At 54.3% G+C, this 17,231-nt stretch carries 14 protein-coding genes; 7 read left to right on the top strand and 7 right to left on the bottom strand.

The features are described from left to right. Positions 1–9: 9 nt before the first annotated feature. From ACO064_RS17450 to ACO064_RS17440, 3 genes are all read right to left on the bottom strand, one after another. On the bottom strand, positions 10–1,563 hold the full coding sequence (locus ACO064_RS17450; protein ID WP_421828532.1) for a sulfatase: 1,554 nt from the start codon (positions 1,561–1,563) through the stop codon (positions 10–12). A gap of 371 nt (positions 1,564–1,934) precedes the next feature. Then, positions 1,935–3,356, bottom strand: a complete 1,422-nt coding sequence (locus ACO064_RS17445) for a RagB/SusD family nutrient uptake outer membrane protein (protein ID WP_421828531.1) — start codon at positions 3,354–3,356, stop codon at positions 1,935–1,937. 140 nt (positions 3,357–3,496) lie between these two features. Then, on the bottom strand, positions 3,497–6,580 hold the full coding sequence (locus tag ACO064_RS17440) for a SusC/RagA family TonB-linked outer membrane protein (RefSeq protein ID WP_421828530.1): 3,084 nt from the start codon (positions 6,578–6,580) through the stop codon (positions 3,497–3,499). A gap of 103 nt (positions 6,581–6,683) precedes the next feature. On the opposite strand from ACO064_RS17440, the gene ACO064_RS17435 reads away from it, so the two are divergent. Then, complete coding sequence (locus tag ACO064_RS17435) at positions 6,684–6,905, top strand: hypothetical protein (protein ID WP_421828529.1); 222 nt, start codon at positions 6,684–6,686, stop codon at positions 6,903–6,905. Between the two features lie 279 nt (positions 6,906–7,184). Then, a complete protein-coding gene (locus tag ACO064_RS17430; protein WP_421828528.1) occupies positions 7,185–8,612 on the top strand; it encodes a phytoene desaturase family protein in 1,428 nt (475 codons plus the stop codon). Positions 8,613–8,621: 9 nt separating this feature from the next. Here ACO064_RS17430 and ACO064_RS17425 read toward each other — a convergent pair whose 3' ends face one another. Then, positions 8,622–8,993, bottom strand: a complete 372-nt coding sequence (locus tag ACO064_RS17425; RefSeq protein ID WP_421828527.1) for a hypothetical protein — start codon at positions 8,991–8,993, stop codon at positions 8,622–8,624. A 76-nt stretch (positions 8,994–9,069) separates the two neighbouring features. On the opposite strand from ACO064_RS17425, the gene ACO064_RS17420 reads away from it, so the two are divergent. From ACO064_RS17420 to ACO064_RS17400, 5 genes are all read left to right on the top strand, one after another. Next, the gene (locus tag ACO064_RS17420; RefSeq protein WP_421828526.1) at positions 9,070–9,276 is read left to right on the top strand and encodes a hypothetical protein; all 207 of its coding nucleotides are present in this window, start codon (positions 9,070–9,072) and stop codon (positions 9,274–9,276) included. Between the two features lie 9 nt (positions 9,277–9,285). Next, positions 9,286–11,133 carry a hypothetical protein gene (locus ACO064_RS17415; RefSeq protein ID WP_421828525.1) on the top strand — a complete coding sequence of 616 codons (1,848 nt, stop codon included), beginning with the start codon at positions 9,286–9,288 and terminating at the stop codon, positions 11,131–11,133. A 383-nt stretch (positions 11,134–11,516) separates the two neighbouring features. Beyond that, positions 11,517–12,773, top strand: a complete 1,257-nt coding sequence (locus ACO064_RS17410) for a mandelate racemase/muconate lactonizing enzyme family protein (protein ID WP_421828524.1) — start codon at positions 11,517–11,519, stop codon at positions 12,771–12,773. A gap of 5 nt (positions 12,774–12,778) precedes the next feature. Further along, positions 12,779–13,792 (top strand): D-2-hydroxyacid dehydrogenase, encoded by a 1,014-nt coding sequence (locus tag ACO064_RS17405; RefSeq protein ID WP_421828523.1) that lies wholly within the window; start codon positions 12,779–12,781, stop codon positions 13,790–13,792. A gap of 132 nt (positions 13,793–13,924) precedes the next feature. Continuing rightward, a complete protein-coding gene (locus ACO064_RS17400; protein WP_421828522.1) occupies positions 13,925–14,614 on the top strand; it encodes a GDSL-type esterase/lipase family protein in 690 nt (229 codons plus the stop codon). Here the strand turns inward: ACO064_RS17400 and ACO064_RS17395 are convergent. The 3 genes from ACO064_RS17395 to ACO064_RS17385 are packed head-to-tail and all read right to left on the bottom strand — an operon-like array spanning position 14,611 to position 17,163. Next, a complete protein-coding gene (locus tag ACO064_RS17395; protein ID WP_421828521.1) occupies positions 14,611–15,387 on the bottom strand; it encodes an SDR family oxidoreductase in 777 nt (258 codons plus the stop codon). The two genes, ACO064_RS17400 and ACO064_RS17395, sit on opposite strands and share 4 nt — an antisense overlap. Positions 15,388–15,400: 13 nt before the next feature. Continuing rightward, entirely contained in the window at positions 15,401–16,357 is a 957-nt protein-coding gene (locus ACO064_RS17390) for an aldo/keto reductase (RefSeq protein ID WP_421828520.1), read from the bottom strand. Further along, positions 16,357–17,163 carry an HpcH/HpaI aldolase family protein gene (locus ACO064_RS17385; protein ID WP_421828519.1) on the bottom strand — a complete coding sequence of 269 codons (807 nt, stop codon included), beginning with the start codon at positions 17,161–17,163 and terminating at the stop codon, positions 16,357–16,359. Before ACO064_RS17385 ends, ACO064_RS17390 begins: the two co-directional genes overlap by 1 nt. Positions 17,164–17,231: the final 68 nt, after the last annotated feature.

Raw genomic sequence — 17,231 nt, 5'->3', positions numbered from 1 at the left:
GAAAACCGTTCACTGAATTACCTCTTCCGGCCACGCCACCACTTTACCGGTTTTTTTGAACGTCGGCATCTGCGCGTTCCAGCCTTTCAACTGCTTAGTAAGCAATAAAGCGAGCTGTTTTACTTTATCGGGATGCGCCGTTGCGAGATTTTGTTGTTCGCCAATATCGCTTTTCAGGTTATACAATTCCAGGGCCGCAGTGCGATGGTCATACACCAGTTTCCAGTCGCCCTGCCGAATCCCGCTCGCCCAGTGCAGCATCGGGCCTTCCGCCGGAATCCAGCGGTTGGGGTGGTGCCAGACGAGCACCCGCGTTGTGTCTTTCAGGGTCGGATTTCTCAGCAACGGCAGAAACGACCGGCCATCGACCTGCTGGGCCACCGCCGGTTTTTTCACCCCGGCTATCTCCAGAAGGGTCGGGAAGAAGTCTTCAACAATGACATACTGCTGCATCACACCACCCGGTTTGACCACACCCGGCCAGCGCACCAGCATCGGCTCGCGAATCCCGCCTTCATAGACCGACCCTTTTCCGGCCCGCAGCGGCAAGTTGTGCGTGTGTTCTTTTCCGCCCCGCAACGGCGTGGTACTCAACCCGCCATTGTCGGACATAAAAATCACCACGGTATTGTCCGTAAGCTTGCGTTCGTCCAGAAAATTCAGCAGATCGCCCAGGCTCTTGTCCATGCCTTCCACCAGCGATGCGTATTTCGCTTCGGTGCTGTCCAAACCGGCTTTCAGGTATTTATCGACAAACCGCTTGTCGGCCATAATCGGCGTATGAACGGCGTAATGACTGAAATAGAGAAAGAACGGCTGTTTTTTCTGAATCGGTACCTCCACGGCTTTGATGGCTTCGCGGGTGAGTGCTTCGCTCAGAAAAACGTCTTTGCCGTGGTAGGCTTCCAGGCCCGGAACGGCATTTCGGCTGGGTTTCCCATTGGTTGGACGGTCGTAGTTATCGGTCCCCAAGTAGCTGGCCGGATGCCCGATTTCATTCCCGGCAATGTTCACCTGAAACCCCAGGTTTTTCGGATCGGAACCTGGCGTTCCCGCCGAGCCGAAGTGCGCTTTTCCGGTGTGAATCGTGTAATAGCCGTTCTGACTCAGCAACGTTGGCAAGGGCGTCGCGTGAAACGTGTGTTCAATTCCGGCGACGGGGCTCAAGCCGTTGTAATTCCAGTCGACCGGATTCAATGTGGTGTCCGGGTAATCGGTGTTTTTGTCTTTATTGGGTGATGTCCAGTGCGTAATCCGGCTGTGGGCCGCGTTGACGCCACTCAGCAGACTCGTGCGGGTGGGCGTACAAACCGGCATGGCGTAGGCATTTGTAAACTTCAGGCCTTCCCGCGCCAGCCGTTCCATGTTGGGCGTCCGATACCGCCGGTTCAGCTCCGTCACCTGCTTCCAGAACGGCACCGACGTGTCCTGCCAACCCATGTCATCGACCAGAAAAACCACGATGTTGGGCGGTGTCGGTGCTGGTTTTTGGGCGAACGTACCGCCGGTTGCCAGCGCTAAAAAGCCGATGATCAACCCGGTTTTTTTCAAAAATTTGTCCATCTCTACAAGGTTTTGAGCCTCTATTTACCACGTCCAAAAAGCCCAACGGGCTGACATCATTAGCCCCGGGTAACACCCGGGGTTTGCGAGGAGTGCCCGGATGAATATCGCCATCCCCGGATGAATATCGCCATCCCCGGATGAACATCGCCCCCCCCCCGGATGAACATCGCGCCCCCCGGGTGAACATCGCCATTCCCGGTTGAACCCCGCCATCCCCGGATGAACATCGCGCCCCCCGGATGAATATCGCCATTCCCGGATTAACATCGCGCCCCCCGGTTGAACCCCGCCATTCCCGGCAATCCCCGGGTGTTACCCGGGGCTAATGATGTCAGCCCTTTGGGCTTTTTTTGGGAGTGTGAGTTCGTTTATTTATAGCCTTCATTCTGTTTTAGGCTCGGGTTCCGGTCGATTTCGCTTTGTGGCAATGGAAATAACACCTGGTAATCGAAAGCGACTTTTCCGCGTGCTTTGGCGTATTCGATGAACTTGCCATGCCGGATCAAATCTTGGCGACGGAGCTCTTCCGAGAAAAATTCCCAGCCGCGTTCCTTCAGCAAATGCGCCCGCAACGCGTCTTTGGACGTAAAATCGCCAAGTTTTAGTAAGGAAACACCCGCTTTCGTCCGCACCTGGTTGACCAGGTCAATGGATTCCTGTGTTGGGCCGCTCAGTTCGTTGAGGGCTTCGGCGCGGCTGAGCAGGATGTCGGCGTAGCGATACACTGGAAAATCGTTGCCCATCACTTCGCCGGTCGCGCTCAGGTCCTCCTTGAACTTAAAACTACGAACATCATCGGTTCCGAGCTTGATAATTTTTCCGTTGACATCCTCGTACTCCGTAATGATAGCCTGCCGCCGTTGATCAGCCGGGTCGAAGGTATTGTAAAAAGCCGTCAATGTCTTCAGTTGCGTCGCATAATTGGTTTTGGGGGCGGTTTTGAACTTGTAATTCGGCGGGGCCGCGTGCGGCATGTAATTATCGCCTAAACCCGGCTGAGCCAGATTCGGACGAATGTAAATAAACTCACTGTTTTTTTCGTTGGGAATGTCAAACAGATTGGTCCGATTCGTTGTGCTAAACAACTGATACACATTCAGATCGATTACTTTCTTCGCCGTTTCGGCCGTTTCCTGCCATTTCTTGTTGTTCAGGTAAAACCGGGTTAGCAACGACAGAGCGGCCCCTTTGGTAGCCCGTCCGTATTGGGTCGAGACGGCTGGTAAGATGTCAGCAACGGCTTTGAATTCGGTTTCGACAAAAGCAATAAACTCTTCCTTGGTGGCGCGGCTGGGCCGGTCGTCGCTGCTGATGGTGCTGCTGGTGATCAGCGGAACCGGCCCGAACAATTCATACAAGGTCTGGTAGGCGCTGGCGCGTAAAAACCGGGCTTCGGCCAGAATCTGGGCTTTCCGCGTTTCGTTCATGGGAATGGCGGGCACCTGATCCAGAATCAGATTCGTCCGGTAAATGGTCCGGTAGTGCAGGGTCCAGGCGGTTTCGAAAAATTCGTGCGATGCGTTCCAGGTAAAATCTTCCAGCGGTTGCGCCAGACTCCGCAAACCGCCTTCCCGGTCGATCAGCAGGTCGGTATTGACCTCGGCCATCAGCAGATAATTCCGAAAACCCCGGCGTTGTTCCACCGCATACGCCGAGTTTAACAAGCCTTCGGCATCGTCGGCTTTCTGGAAAAAGTTGTTGGGTCCGAACGCGGAATAGACTTCTTCCTGTAGCGGGTCGGCGCAACTGGACAACAAACTGATAACGAGTAAATAGAATATCTTTTTCATGCGATTTTTACTATCTTGAATGACTTTTAGTTCTTTCGTTTTGCCCCTAAATCCCCTGAAGGACGGTCGGCCGCTGCCGGACTTTAAATCTGGAATGTCATCGTCCAAGTCCCCTTCAGGGGATTTAGGGGCAAAACGGATTAAAAATTAAGATTCAGACCCACGGTATACGTTCGCGTTAGCGGATACGAATTGTAATCCGCCCGGACATTCGACGTACCGAACGCGCTCACTTCGGGATCAGAACCGGTGTAGTTTGTGATCGTAAGCAGGTTCTGACCGGTCACATAAAGCTGGGCACTCCGGATGAAATTCAGTTTTGCCAGCGGCAGATTATACGCCAACTGAATGGTTTTCAGACGAATGAACGAAGCATCTTCCACGGCCCGGCTGTTGATGTTGGTCGCATACGCCACCTTCGGCGCAATCCCGGACGGGTTGGCGTTGGTTGGGTTCGTGGGCGTCCAGCGGTCGGTGTAGGATTCGGCCAGGCGGTTGCGCCGGAACGAAATCGGATTTTCGGATTCGGTGCGGTTCAGGTTGAAAACGCTGCTGCCCTGCACGCCCTGCAAAAAGAACGAGAACGTCAACGGACCGTAGGCGAAATCGTTGTTGATCCCAAAGGTGTAGTTCGGGAACGGCGAGCCCAGAATCGTGCGGTCGGCGGTCGTAATCTGTCCGTCGCCGTTGACGTCCCGGTAGCGGTAATCGCCGGGGCTGGCCAGCGGCTGCGGAGACGATTTGATGTTGTCGCCCAGTTGATAAACGCCGTCGATGACGTAGCCGAAAAAGGAATTCAGTGGTTCGCCTTTGCGGATGATGCTGAAGTCTTTGGAGAAACCGGCTTCGCCTTGCAGAATGTAGGGAAGCCCCGCCAGATCAGTCACTTCGTTGCGAATCAGCGAGAAGTTGACCGACGACCGCCAGGTGAACGGTTTTTGAATATTGACGGTATTCAGCGTGATTTCCAGCCCCTGGTTTTTCATACCGCCCACGTTTTTGAAGGTGGTCGAAAAACCGGTCGTGCGCGGAACGGGAAGCTGCAAAAGCAGGTCTTTCGTGTTTTTATTGAAATAATCGATCGAACCCGTCAGACGGTTTCCGAACAGACCGAAATCAAGACCAATGTCGAGCTGACCGGTAGTTTCCCACTTCAAATTGGCGTTGGGCAATTGGGTCGTCGAGACGCCGACGTACGAAACGCCGTCGAAAATGGCGTTCCCCTGCGGCCCCAGCAACACAAGGGATTTGTAACTCCCGATGTCCTGATTTCCCGTTAATCCGTAGCTCCCGCGCAGTTTCAGATCCGACAAAACCGTCACGCTTTTCAGGAAATCCTCTTCCTTAATCCGCCAGCCGAGCGCCACAGAGGGAAAAAAACCGAACTTGTTGTTCTCGCCAAACCGCGACGAACCGTCGGCCCGGAACGAAGCCGTCAGCAAATATTTATCCAGCAAATTGTAATTAACCCGACCCAGATACGACTGCAACTGGTTCTGATTCCGGCCCGAAGCCACATCGAAGGTTGAGCGGGCACCGGCCGCTAAATTATTGAACAACAATGCATCCGACGAGAAATTCTGCGAACCGGCTCCGATATAATTGTTCTCAAACTGCTGGTAGGTATAACCGCCCAACACTTCGACTTTGTGAATGTCGCTGAACGTTTTGCTATACCGGGCGGTCAATTCGAGCAGGTAATTGCTGGCGTTGCTGGATTGCGCGTCGGCAATCCCGTTGGTGGCCTGGCCGCGACGGGTCTGGCGGGAAAGGTAGCTATCCCGACGGGCACTCTGACGATCTGTTCCGGCATTGACTTTCACCGATAGTTCGGGCAAAATGAAGTATTCGGCAAAAATATTCCCGAACGTGCGGTTCGTTTCGGCCACATCCGTCACTTCGTTGGCCAGTGCCACCGGGTTTTCGAGGTTCACGATCAGCGTCTGGGCATAATTGCCATTCGCGTCTCTGATCGGCAGGGTCGGGTCCTGAAAAATAGCGGTATTGACCACCCCGGCTCCTTCGTTGATGCTGACGCCGTTCGGTACAAAATCGTCTTTTACCAGACTCGAATTCAGATTCAGCCCAAACTTGAACCGATCGTCGTTGTAGGTCAGATTGGCCCGGCCAATGTATTTTTTAATCCCCGAACTGATGATGACGCCCTTCTGATCGTAATAATTGACCGACGCGTAGTAGTTGAATTTATCCTGCCCGCCCGAAAAGGCCAACTGGTGGTTGCGCGTGTAGCCCGGCCGGTAAATTTCCTTCTGCCAGTTGGTTCCGTTACCAATGGCCGCGATTTGTTCACTCGTAAATTCCGGCGCCAGTCCCTGGTCCTTTTTCAGATCGTTCAGCAAACTGATGTACTGCTGCGTGCTCAGCATCGGAATCGTTTTGGTCATGTTCTGAAAAGCGGTGTAGGCATTGTAATTGACCTTCAGCTTGCCTTTTGTCCCTTTTTTGGTCGTCACCAGAATGACGCCGTTGGCACCCCGCGATCCGTAAATGGCCGTGGCCGACGCATCTTTCAGAATCTCGATCGACTCGATGTCAGCGGGATTGAGCGCATTGAGCGGGTTGCGAACCGCTCCGTCCGTAATAACCGGCGAGTTAGGTACCACCGGCGAGTTGTCGATGGGCAACCCGTCGATCACATACAGCGGCTCGTTGTTGGCGTTGATGGAGTTGGCCCCCCGGATGCGGATGGTGACGCCCCCACCGGGTTCGGCGCTGGCCTGCGTAATCTGCACCCCGGCGGCCCGCCCGGCAATCAACTGATCCACTGACGTTTGCACTCCTTTGTTGAATTCTTTTGAATCCAGCGAACTCACCGCGCCAGTCAAATCGCTCTTTTTCTGCGTGCCGTAGCCAACGACGACCACCTCATTCAGTTGCCGGTTATCCACCACCAGTTTCACGTCCAACTGGCTCTTGCCGTTGACCGGCACTTCCTGGCGAATAAAACCGACACCCGAAAAAACCAGCACGGCATTCGGAGACGCCTGAATCTGGAAGTTTCCAGCCGCGTCGGTGACGGTGCCCTGGGTCGTGTTTTTGACGAGTACATTGATCCCCGGAATACCCTGGCGGTCGTCCTCAGAAATAACCTGCCCTTTAACCGGACCTTGCGAATACCCAACCAATGTGGTCAAAAGTAGAAAAACCGAAAAGACCCACCGGAGCAGAATCCTCTCATAATCAAACACATAAAAATGTCTCATGGTGACTAATTGGTAACCTTGTAAAACAAAAATTTAACTAGTAATCCTATAGAAATACTATAATAATAGAATCAATTCAGAACACACCGGGTGAACCAGGAGCATGCTGACTTATGATGAAAACAATGAAATGAACGAGAGAAGATTACAGACAGCAACAACAGCAGGAAGAAAAGGCTGTTGGCAAACAGGACAAGCAACACCCTTTAGACAGTGTGCGTGTCAAGTGGGAATGTTTGTTCAGGTGAGTAAACGTTTTCATGGTGACAGTCCAATGAAAGGAGTCGAATTATTTTCTTCTTGCTCTATTTATTTAATAGAGTAGCAAAGAAAGGATTTATCAGCGTCAAAATCAAAGCTAAACCGTCGACAAATTCGATAAATTAAAGATATTGTTCAATTCATGCAATTGTATTCCCTACAGATAGCGGTTATCAATTGAACCCTATCACGGCCTGGGAAGTTAAACCCAACGGGCAGGTGCTGTTCCGGCCGGAAAGTTTAAATGGTTACGCAGAGTTAATCAGAGAAAAAAGAAAGAAAAAACTCTGATTAACTCTGGTTTCCTCCGATTGACTCTGCGTAACAATCCTTTTTTCACGTCATGCATAAAACTGATTTTGACGCCGTCGTTGTGGGTTCAGGTCCGAATGGGCTGGCAGCCGCCATCACCTTGCAGCAGGCCGGGCTTTCGGTGCTGGTGCTGGAAGGCAAACCCGAAATCGGGGGCGGACTGCGGTCGGCAGAACTGACGCTGCCCGGTTTTATGCACGACACCTGTTCGGCCATTCACCCGCTGGCAATCAACTCGCCGTTTTTCCGGACGCTACCCCTCGACACATATGGTCTGGAATACATCGAGCCGCCAGTGGCCGCAGCCCATCCGTTCGACGATGGCACAGCGGCTATTTTGACCCGATCGGTGGAAGAAACCGCCCGTTCGCTGGGGCCGGACGAAAAAGCGTATCGCAATCTGTTCAAACCGCTGATCGAACAATGGCCGCGCATCGACTTCGACGTATTGGGTCCTTTGACCTTTCCTAAACACCCGCTCGATTTTGCCCAATTCGGCCTGAAAGCCCTGCCACCGGTGACCTGGCTGGCGAAATTATTCGAGACGCAACAGGCCAAAGGCTTGCTGGCGGGCATGGCCGCCCATTCGATTCAACCATTGTCCAATTTTACGACCTCGGCCATTGCCGTCGTGCTGATGACGGCGGCCCACGTGCGGGGCTGGCCATTGCCCAAAGGCGGTTCGCAGCAGATTGCCCGGGCGTTAGCCGCTTACTTTACCGCGCTGGGCGGCAAAATCGAAACGAATTTTTACGTTTCTTCGCTGGCGCAACTGCCCTCTTCGAAAGCGGTTCTGTTCGACATCACCCCCAAACAGCTCCTCCAAATTGCCGGACACCGGTTTTCACCGCTGTATCGCTGGCAACTGAACCGATACCGCTACGGCATGGGCGTTTTCAAGGTCGATTGGGCGCTGGACGGCCCGATTCCGTTCACCGCAGAAAGCTGTCGGCAGGCCGGTACGGTTCACCTGGGCAATACGCTGGAAGAAATTGCCGACTCGGAATTACGGGCTTCGAAAGGCCAGCATCCCGAAAAACCGTATGTTCTGCTCGCCCAGCAAAGCCTGTTTGATGCGACGCGGGCACCAGCGGGGAAGCACACCGCCTGGGCCTATTGCCACATTCCCAACGGGTCGACGGTGGACATGACCAACGCCATCGAAGACCAGATCGAACGGTTTGCACCCGGTTTCCGCGACCGGATTCTGGCCCGGCACACGATGAATCCCGCCCAGATGGAAGCGCACAATCCCAACTACATCGGGGGCGACATCAACGGCGGCATCATCGACATCGGTCAGCTTTTCACCCGGCCCGCGCTGCGCTGGTCGCCCTACCGGACTTCTGCAAAAGGACTGTACATCTGCTCATCGTCGACCCCACCGGGGGGCGGTGTGCACGGCATGTGCGGGCATCATGCCGCGCTAAGAGCCTTAAAGGATGTTTTTACCCGGTAATTTTTGCGACTAATCAACCATTCCATTCTGCGGCTTATAATTCCGGTTTACCAAAGCCGGTTTTGAAGGGATCGCAATGGCCGTATCGCCCAAACCACCCCGGCGTTGGTGTTCCCGGTAGCCGGTAATTTCCTGCGCCTTGCGGTTCCGTATGCGAAATTCGACCCCCGATTCCGGCTCCCATTGGCGGGCAGCGGTTATTTTATTCGGATGTTTATAGGCAGCCGTCGAATACGTCAGATCATTTTTCAATCGATTCTGCGCAGCCACCTCGGTCACCTCTTTGGGAGCGACGGATTTGTAGAGGTCAGCCTGGGCAGAAGGAACGCTCACCAGCGTCAGGGAAGAAGCAACGAACAGGGAGTGGAGGATCGTTTTCATGGCGTAGGAAGTTTGGTTTGTTGTCCGTTTTGGATGAATTAAAGGTCCGCTTTTGGACGCGAAAACGCTGTCACAAATGAGTCAATCCCTGCCACTTTTGAGAAACGGCAGGAATACCCCGGTAAACCCCGGCGGGTTGCAGGATGTCTTCGCCCAAATGCCGTTCTGCCTGAAAGAAAGTATCAGAATTGCACCTAAAAGTAAGAGAATAGCCAACCGGCAGAAGTTACTTTTGTACAATATCGGTGACCCCACTGGTGTAAATCACCCCACTTTCCCTTAACGCGTTGTCATGAAATCTGAAAAAATGAAAACCCGGCGAGACTTCCTGCGGGCGGGTTTGATCAGTGCCACGGCCGTTCCGGTCTTGCCAAATCTGCTGGAAGATTCATCAGACAATGGATCGACTTCGGAAACGGATGAGCAACGGGCGACACCGCCCAAAAAACCGGCTTTGGACAAACACCGCAACCTGTTCAACGGTGATACCTGTGTGTATTTTTACAATCCGGAACTCTGGCAACCCGAAGACTATTCGCTGAAAACCGTGGCCAATCCCCGCACCGGGAAAATGGGTACCAAACCCGTAGCGGTGGGCGGGCCATTCAAAGCCAAAGCGATTCATCGTTACGTAGATTTATTGGCCGACAACGGGATTGATACCTTCGTGATCAACGCCAATGCCAACCGGGCCTGGTATCCCAGTAAGAAGATTCCGAGCATTCTCGATGGTTATAAACGCGGTGACCGCGACTATTTCCGGGGTCACGCCGTCTGTCAGGGCATTACGGAGCCGGAAGCGGTGGAAGAATTCCTCGACAATTTCACCCGCTTCATGAACCGCTACCAGGATCTGATCGATGCGGGCGTGGACTGGCTGGCCGAAACCTCGAAAGCGTGCCGACGCCGGAAAATATCGCCCTGGGTCAGCATCCGGATGAACGACATGCACGGCAGCCGGAACCCGGAAGGCAGCTTTTTCAACCTACCGCTCTTCAAAAAGGAAGAAATGCGGCTTAAACACGCTTCATACGGGCTGCAGAATGCGCAGGACCGGATTGGTTTGAATTACGAAAAACCGGAAGTGCGCGCCCTGATGTTCGAGCAGATTCGGGAAGTGGTGGAAGATTACGATTATGAAGGTCTGGAACTGGACTGGTGGCGGCAACCGCTCTGCTGCGAACCCGGTGCCTCGCCCGAAACCATCGCGATGATGAACGACTGGTTTCGCCAGATTCGCGCGCTCACGCAGCGTCAGGCGAAGAAAACCGGAAAACCGTATCCGTTCGGAATGCGCATTCCGGGGGCACTCGATCAACTGAAAGCCATTGGCGTGGATGTGGTCACGTTGTGTCAGGAAGGCACCCTCGATTTCGTCATTCCGGCGGGTTTCTGGGCCACGACCTGGGACATGCCGCACGACGAATTCCGGAAACGCCTGGGCGACCGCGTGACCATCTACGGTTCTGTGGACGACGGTGCCAACAGCCTGCCTACGCAGAACGAGTCGGGAACGGTCAAAGAGCGGATGCGGTACATTAGCGCCAGTCCGGAAATTGTGCGGGCCAATGCGGCCGGGAAACTGGCGATGGGCGCGCAGGGCATCGAATGGTTCAACTTTTTCTGTACCGATCAACCGCTAATTCCGGGCATTCGGTCCGATTACACGGCCTTGCGCGACATCGACAAGCGTGATTTCCTGCGGGGAAAACCCAAACACTATTGTTTCAGCACTGCCGGGGCATTTTTCAATCCAACCCCGTTTGAGCTTCCCGCCCAGTTGCCCGCCAGCATCGGCCCTTTTGCACAACGTTCGTTCCAACTGGCGATGAGCGCCGAACCCGCCGACCAGAATCTGGAACTGGTGGTGCAGGTGGTGCTGAAAGCCGGTGAAAAACCGATGTATATGCCGGTTTCGGTCAACGGTTGCTGGCCGAATCTCCAGAACGAATCGACCGACAAACTGCTCCGCCCCTGCGGCTCGCTGACGCATTTGACCAAAGATCACGTGGGCTACACCTACCGGTTTCCGGTTTCGCTCATCACCGACGGCTGGAACAAAATTGTCGTTGAAAACCAAAGCAAAGAACCCATTACGGTGGCGGCTCTTGAAATCGCCGTTCAATCCAAAGCGGTTTGAAAGTTGCCCCAACCGAAGCATCGGCCCGGTCCCGAAAGGCTACTATTGCACGGAATTATATGTAATGAAAATGATTGGTAAAAAGTAACTCCAGAGGAGTTCACGGTTAATAGGACCACAATAATTGCAATTCGTCCAGCCCCGGCAGGGGCGTCCTAAAGTGTGACTTTGATTGAGGACGCCCCTGCCGGGGCTGGAACAACGTGTTGGAACACTTGACTATTAACAGAAGACCCCTCCGGGGTAAATTTGCAAGATCCCTGCAAGATTAGCTCTGAAGGGGCTAAAAGTACTCGAATTGTTAAAAACCGCCTTTAGTGGCCGACCCGACGCTTTGGGGCAACTAATTAAGCGGTTTCTTAAAGAAGTCACCGAAGCAACTAATGAAAATTACCAACGTCGAAACCATCCTGCTGACGGGTCCCTGCACGAACGACCCCTATCTTTCCGAAGCGCGTCAACTGCGCAGTGCGGCTTTTATTCGCATCGAAACCGACGCTGGGCTGACCGGTTTGGGCGAAACCTACGCCGGGTATTTTTTCCCGGAAGGCGTCCCTGCCATCGTGGAATTTTTTAAACCGGTTTTGATCGGCAATACCGTCGAGGATATTCCGGAATTGTGGCAACGGATGTACCAGTGCGGTAATTTCTGGTGCCGCGTCGGCCTGGGCGCCATTGTGCTGGCCGGAATCGAAGCCGCTTTGTGGGATTTGAAAGGGAAATTGATGGGCGTTCCGGTTTACAAACTACTGGGCGAAGCCTGGAAGGGCGGTTTTCCACAAACCGCAGAAAACCCATTTGCCGCCCGGGATCAACTTCCCTGCTATGCGACGGGTGGCCCGAGTAACTATCCACTGGAAAAACTGGGCGATAAAGTGGCCTTTTACCAATCGCTGGGATTTCGGGGCGTTAAAATCGGAGCCGGGGCGTATTGGAAAGAGGGCGGTTTTCAAATTTCCATCGACCCCACGGAAGCGGCTGATCTGGAAGCGACGAAAGCCGCGTATGTCCGTCAGCAGTTTGGCAACGACCTCTGGCTATTGTTTGATGCCCACATGGGCAACAGCCCGACGCTGACCTGGGGACTCGAAACCGCCACGGCGGTCGCCCGGGCGCTGGAACCGTACAGTCTTTTCTGTCTGGAAGAACCGCTGCACTATACCCGCCCCGACCTCTACGCCGAACTGCGCCGAAACACCCAAACGATCATTGCCGGGGGCGAATGCCTGACAGCAGTTTGCGAATGGCAGACGTTTATCGAGCAGGACAGCTTCGGAATCGGCCAGCCGGATGCCTCCTTTACCGCCGGTCTGGATCAGTTCATGCAGGTGGCCTCCCGTCTGGCCCAGCGCGGACAGAAAATTGCGCCCCATGCCTGGGGTGCGGGCGGTTCGCAGATGCAGAATATTCATTGCGGTTTTGCCTGCCCGAACACGGTGATTCTGGAAGTCGCCCCGGCCTACGGCCCGCTGCACAGCGAAGTCATCGGCGACAGTTTACAAATGAAAAATGGCTACGTAGTTCGTCCCGAAAAACCGGGTTTGGGTATTGAACTGAGTGAAGCGACGATTCGCCGGTTTCCGTTTATTCCCGGCAGCGGTGAATTCAACAGCGTTCCCGGCAAAATCCTGACGACCTGAAAACCATGCTGAAAGTCTTGATTGATATGCCGGTGTATGAACCGGTTCTCCGTTCGTTGCAGCACCTTCCGGACGTTTCGGTCGCGGTTGTAGAACAGCCGGAAGAAAAAGCGCGCCCGTTGCCGATCGACCAGATTCAGGATTGCGATGTCCTGTTCTGCACGTTTCTGCCAGAGAATCACGAAGAAATGAAACGCCTGAAACTGGTGCAGATCAGTTCGGCGGGGTACAGTCAGTTGTTTGGCAAAAATCTGGTGGAACGGGGCGTCCGGGCCTGTAACTCATTGGGCGTTTTCGACGTGCCGATTGCGGAATGGAACATCGCCATGATGATCAATCTGGCCCGCGACCTGCGCGGTCTGGTTCGGAATCAGGAGGGTCAGATCTGGAATCGGTCGGCCCGGTTTCAGAACGAAATTCGCGGTTCGGTGGTCGGCATCTGGGGTTACGGCGGGATTGGCCGCGAAACCGCCCGGCTGGCCAAAGCGCTGGGCATGACGGTTCATGTGCTGGTTCGGCAACCGATCCAGCCGCGGGATGCGGTTTACAACGTCCCCGGAACCGGTGATCCCGAAGGCAATTTGCCCGACCGCGTGTTTTACAGTTCCGAAAAAGAAGCGTTTTTACAGAGTCTGGATTTTCTGGTGATGGCGATTCCGCAAACGGGAACCACCACGGGAATCCTGGGCGAATCCGAATTGCGGCAGCTAAAACCCACGGCTTTTTTGCTGAACCCGGCGCGGGGTCCGTTGATTCAGGAAGCCGCCTTGATCAAAGCCCTGGCGGAAGGCTGGATTGCGGGGGCGGCCCTCGACACGCACTACCACTATCCGATGCCACCGGAACATCCGCTCTGGCACTTCCCGAAAGTCATCCTGACGCCCCACATTTCGGGTTCCAGCCTGAGCCCCCGGTTTCTGGAGCGGGTTTCGTCGATTTTTCTGCAAAATGTCGAGCGGTTTCAACAGGGCAAACCGTTGCTGAATGAGTTGACAGTTTCGCAATTGGCGGGGAATTGACCGAACGGACGAAGCCGAAAAGGCCGCAGAACCGGATCAAGAAAAAACCAGCCCACGGTTTCAACCGTGGGCTGTTAAACAATGCGATGACTGGCCGCGTAACGGACTCCTATTGGTAAAATATATATGGTTATGATAAAAACCGCAGCGTTCATCGCCTTTCTGTGGGTTGGGAATTGGTCGGTTTTTGCGCAGGAAATCCACTGGGATAGCACCGTTCGGCCCGACATTTATAAGGCCCGGGTCGATCTGTTCCGGTCGCTGCCGCATTCCCGCAAAGACGTGGTTTTTCTGGGCAACAGCCTGACATTCTGGGCCGACTGGAGCGATTTGCTGGGCGATACGCGTTACAAAAACCGGGGTATTCCGGGCGACATCACCTTCGGCGTGCTGGAACGACTCGATGAAGTGATTCAGGGAAAACCGGCAAAGGTTTTTATCCTGATTGGCATCAACGATCTGGCGCGAAACATCCCCGACGCCGTCATTCTGCAAAACTACCGGCGAATGGCCCGACGGTTGAAAACCGGTACGCCGAACACCCGGATTTACTTTCAGACGCTGCTGCCGACCAACGATTCGTTTCAGAAACTCAAGAGCCACTATAACAAAGAGGGCCACATCCAGACGTTGAATGCGGCCCTGAAAGAGATGGCCCGAACAGAAGGCTTTGAAGTGATCGACCTCCACCCGCATTTTGTGGACGAAACCGGGAAGCTCAAAAAAGAATATTCCTGGGACGGCGTCCACCTGACGCTGGCGGGTTACCATCGGTGGGCGGAGGTACTGAGCAAGGGGAAATACGTCAAATGGCGGCATTAGGCGTTCAAACCGCCGTCCATCAGAATGTTTTCGCCGTTGATGTAGGCCCCCGCCTGGGAAGCCAGCAGCACGATCAGGCCCTTGATGTCGTCCTGGTTCGCCATGCGTCGCAGGGGGACTTTTTTGGTGTAATTCTCCAGAAACCGTTCGGGTTGGTGATTGAACAAACCACCCGGACTGACGCAGTTGACGCGCACGTTTTTCCCCGCCAGAATCTGCGCCATGTATTTCGTCAGGTTGAGTAAACCCGCATTGTGGAAGAAATAATCAGGGGGCGGATTGCCCATCGTGGTACCTTCGTAATTGGATAAATCCGGGCCGAACATGCCCATCATTGAGCCGATGTTGATGATGCTGCCACCACCCGCCTGCACGATCAGGTCAGCCATTTCGCGCAGAATGTCCATCGAACCGGTGGCATTGACCCGCATCGATTCCGCAAAATCCGAGAGGGGCGCATCGTAGCCCTTCATGGGCCGCGAAACCGCATTGTTGACGAACACATCCAGCTTGCCAAACTGCAATTGAATTTGGGTTTTCAGGTTTTGAACCGAATCCGGATCGCCCTGATCGACCGGCAGGGCAAACACGTGCAGCCCACGGGCCTGAAACTGGTTGGCCACGTCCTGCCCGGCGGCCAGGTTTCGGGAAGCCGTGATCACCGTTGAGCCCGCTTCCGCCAGCCCTTCCACGATGCACTTTCCGTAGTTGCCCGCGCCACCCGTTACCAGACTCACTTTGCCGGTTAAATTGAATAAATCGTTGATATGCATGAGGTTGTTGCCGTTAGTTTAACCAGCCCATCCGGTCCCAGTGGGGCAGGTTGAGAAAAGTGGGGTCGGGATAAGCCAGATCTTTCGCCCGAACCAGATTTTCAGTATCCAGATAAGAACCGTTCACAGCCGCCAGCGACTGGTGCAGATAGTCCGATTTGTCGATGCCTACCAACAGGGAAGATACTTCGGGGAAAGTCGCCACGAACCGAACGGCCAGGGTCGACAAATCCGGAAAACCGGTAGCCACCAGCTCATCAAACCGGCGAAGGTGGTTTTCGACATCGGCCAGAGCCGGGTGCAGGTGCTGGCCTTTGCTGGTCAGCAAGCCTTTCATCAAAACCGACCGAACGACGATACCGACGCCCTTCTCAGCCGCAGCCGGAAACAAAGCCGCCTGTCGCTGGTCCATCAGGTTGAACGGCAGTTGAATGACGTTCCACACGCCGGTTTCGATGGCTTTCTGCGTTTCTTCAACGGAATAAGTCGAGACGCCCGTGCTCCGAATCATACCCTCTGCTCTTAACTCGGCAAAAATTTGCGGAATTTCGTCATTCTCCAAAATGCCCAGATCGGCCTGGTGGAGCATGAAAATGTCCACGTAATCCGTCTGCAAAGCCGTCAGGCTCTCCAGCAGTGAGGTTTTGATGAGCTTTTTTAAATCAGAACCGTTCGGTAACGCACCGTTTCCATCGCGCAACTGGCGGCATTTGGTTCCGATGATAACCTGTTCGCGTCGATCCCGAAAGGCTTTGCCCATGATGGTTTCACTCGCGCCGTACAGCCGGGCCGTATCGAAAAAATTGACGCCCGATTCCGTGGCTTCGTGCAGCAGACGAATCGATTCATCTTCCGACAGCATATCGGCCGCGCTTTTGACGCCAATGCCGTAGGGCAATCCGATTTCAACCCCACCGAAAGCCAGCTCCGAAACCGCAATACCGGTTTTTCCCAGTTCCCTTTTTTTCATTATTTATACCCTCCCTGAGCCGATTGAGCCGGTGCTGTTTCTTTGTTGAAGCGATTGACCAGACCGTGACAATAGTTACTGACGCCCACGACATCGGCACCCACGCTGACGAACTTGTAGCCCATCGCCACGAACTCTTCCAGCCGGTCGATAGGCCCGGTGGTGGCGGCAAATTTTCCGTGTTTGATACACACTTCGGCGACGCGTTTGCGGGCCGCTACGAGTCGGGGGTGGTTCCACTCGCCGGGCGCACCAATGGCCTGACTGAAATCGCCGGGGCCGAAAAAGAGCATGTCCACGCCGTCGAGGGCGGCAATTTCCTCCAGTTCGTCGAGCGGTTCGGGGTCTTCGATCTGGAGCGCCACAAACCGCTGCTGGTTGGCCTGCCGGAGGTATTCGTGAAAATCGAGGTTGGTGTAGGCACCGTCGGCATTGCCGCCGTCGATGGCCCGCAGGCCCAGGGGATGAAACCGGGTCATCTGAACTACTTTCTTCGCGTCTTCCAGTCCCATGCAGTGCGGCACCAGAATACCGGTGGCGTCCAGTTCCAGCGGTTTGACGTAATCGCTGTAGCTGCCGCGCGGCACCCGAACCATGATGTCGGCATCTTGCGATTTGGTCGCCCAGATGTGCGAACTCACCACCGACCAATCCTGTCCCTGGTGTTCGCGGTCGATCCAGATGCAGTCAAAACCGGTTAAGGCCACCAGTTCGGACGCCTGACCATCGCCAAAATTCACTTTAAAACAACTGACCACTTCGCCAGCTCGTAACTTCTTCAATACCCGGCTTTCGCGCATTTTCATGGTAAAATCTGTTTTTCCGGTTTTTAGAGTTTACCCCCAACCCCCTAAAGGGGGCTTAAACATCCGGA

Source organism: Larkinella sp., assembly GCF_965227735.1.
In the GTDB taxonomy this organism is placed as follows: domain Bacteria; phylum Bacteroidota; class Bacteroidia; order Cytophagales; family Spirosomataceae; genus Larkinella.
Note: the sequence above shows the minus strand (reverse complement) of the source record. Positions and strands in the feature narration are given on the sequence as shown.

What these genes read in the sequence shown, in the direction of transcription:
- ACO064_RS17430 (WP_421828528.1), top strand. Translation starts at nt 7,185, where the DNA reads ATGCATAAAACTGATTTTGACGCCGTCGTTGTGGGTTCAGGTCCGAAT.
- ACO064_RS17405 (WP_421828523.1), top strand. Translation starts at nt 12,779, where the DNA reads ATGCTGAAAGTCTTGATTGATATGCCGGTGTATGAACCGGTTCTCCGT.
- ACO064_RS17435 (WP_421828529.1), top strand. Translation starts at nt 6,684, where the DNA reads ATGCTGACTTATGATGAAAACAATGAAATGAACGAGAGAAGATTACAG.
- ACO064_RS17390 (WP_421828520.1), bottom strand. Translation starts at nt 16,357, where the DNA reads ATGAAAAAAAGGGAACTGGGAAAAACCGGTATTGCGGTTTCGGAGCTG.
- ACO064_RS17395 (WP_421828521.1), bottom strand. Translation starts at nt 15,387, where the DNA reads ATGCATATCAACGATTTATTCAATTTAACCGGCAAAGTGAGTCTGGTA.
- ACO064_RS17400 (WP_421828522.1), top strand. Translation starts at nt 13,925, where the DNA reads ATGATAAAAACCGCAGCGTTCATCGCCTTTCTGTGGGTTGGGAATTGG.
- ACO064_RS17410 (WP_421828524.1), top strand. Translation starts at nt 11,517, where the DNA reads ATGAAAATTACCAACGTCGAAACCATCCTGCTGACGGGTCCCTGCACG.
- ACO064_RS17420 (WP_421828526.1), top strand. Translation starts at nt 9,070, where the DNA reads ATGAGTCAATCCCTGCCACTTTTGAGAAACGGCAGGAATACCCCGGTA.
- ACO064_RS17425 (WP_421828527.1), bottom strand. Translation starts at nt 8,993, where the DNA reads ATGAAAACGATCCTCCACTCCCTGTTCGTTGCTTCTTCCCTGACGCTG.
- ACO064_RS17450 (WP_421828532.1), bottom strand. Translation starts at nt 1,563, where the DNA reads ATGGACAAATTTTTGAAAAAAACCGGGTTGATCATCGGCTTTTTAGCG.
- ACO064_RS17440 (WP_421828530.1), bottom strand. Translation starts at nt 6,580, where the DNA reads ATGAGACATTTTTATGTGTTTGATTATGAGAGGATTCTGCTCCGGTGG.
- ACO064_RS17385 (WP_421828519.1), bottom strand. Translation starts at nt 17,163, where the DNA reads ATGAAAATGCGCGAAAGCCGGGTATTGAAGAAGTTACGAGCTGGCGAA.
- ACO064_RS17445 (WP_421828531.1), bottom strand. Translation starts at nt 3,356, where the DNA reads ATGAAAAAGATATTCTATTTACTCGTTATCAGTTTGTTGTCCAGTTGC.
- ACO064_RS17415 (WP_421828525.1), top strand. Translation starts at nt 9,286, where the DNA reads ATGAAATCTGAAAAAATGAAAACCCGGCGAGACTTCCTGCGGGCGGGT.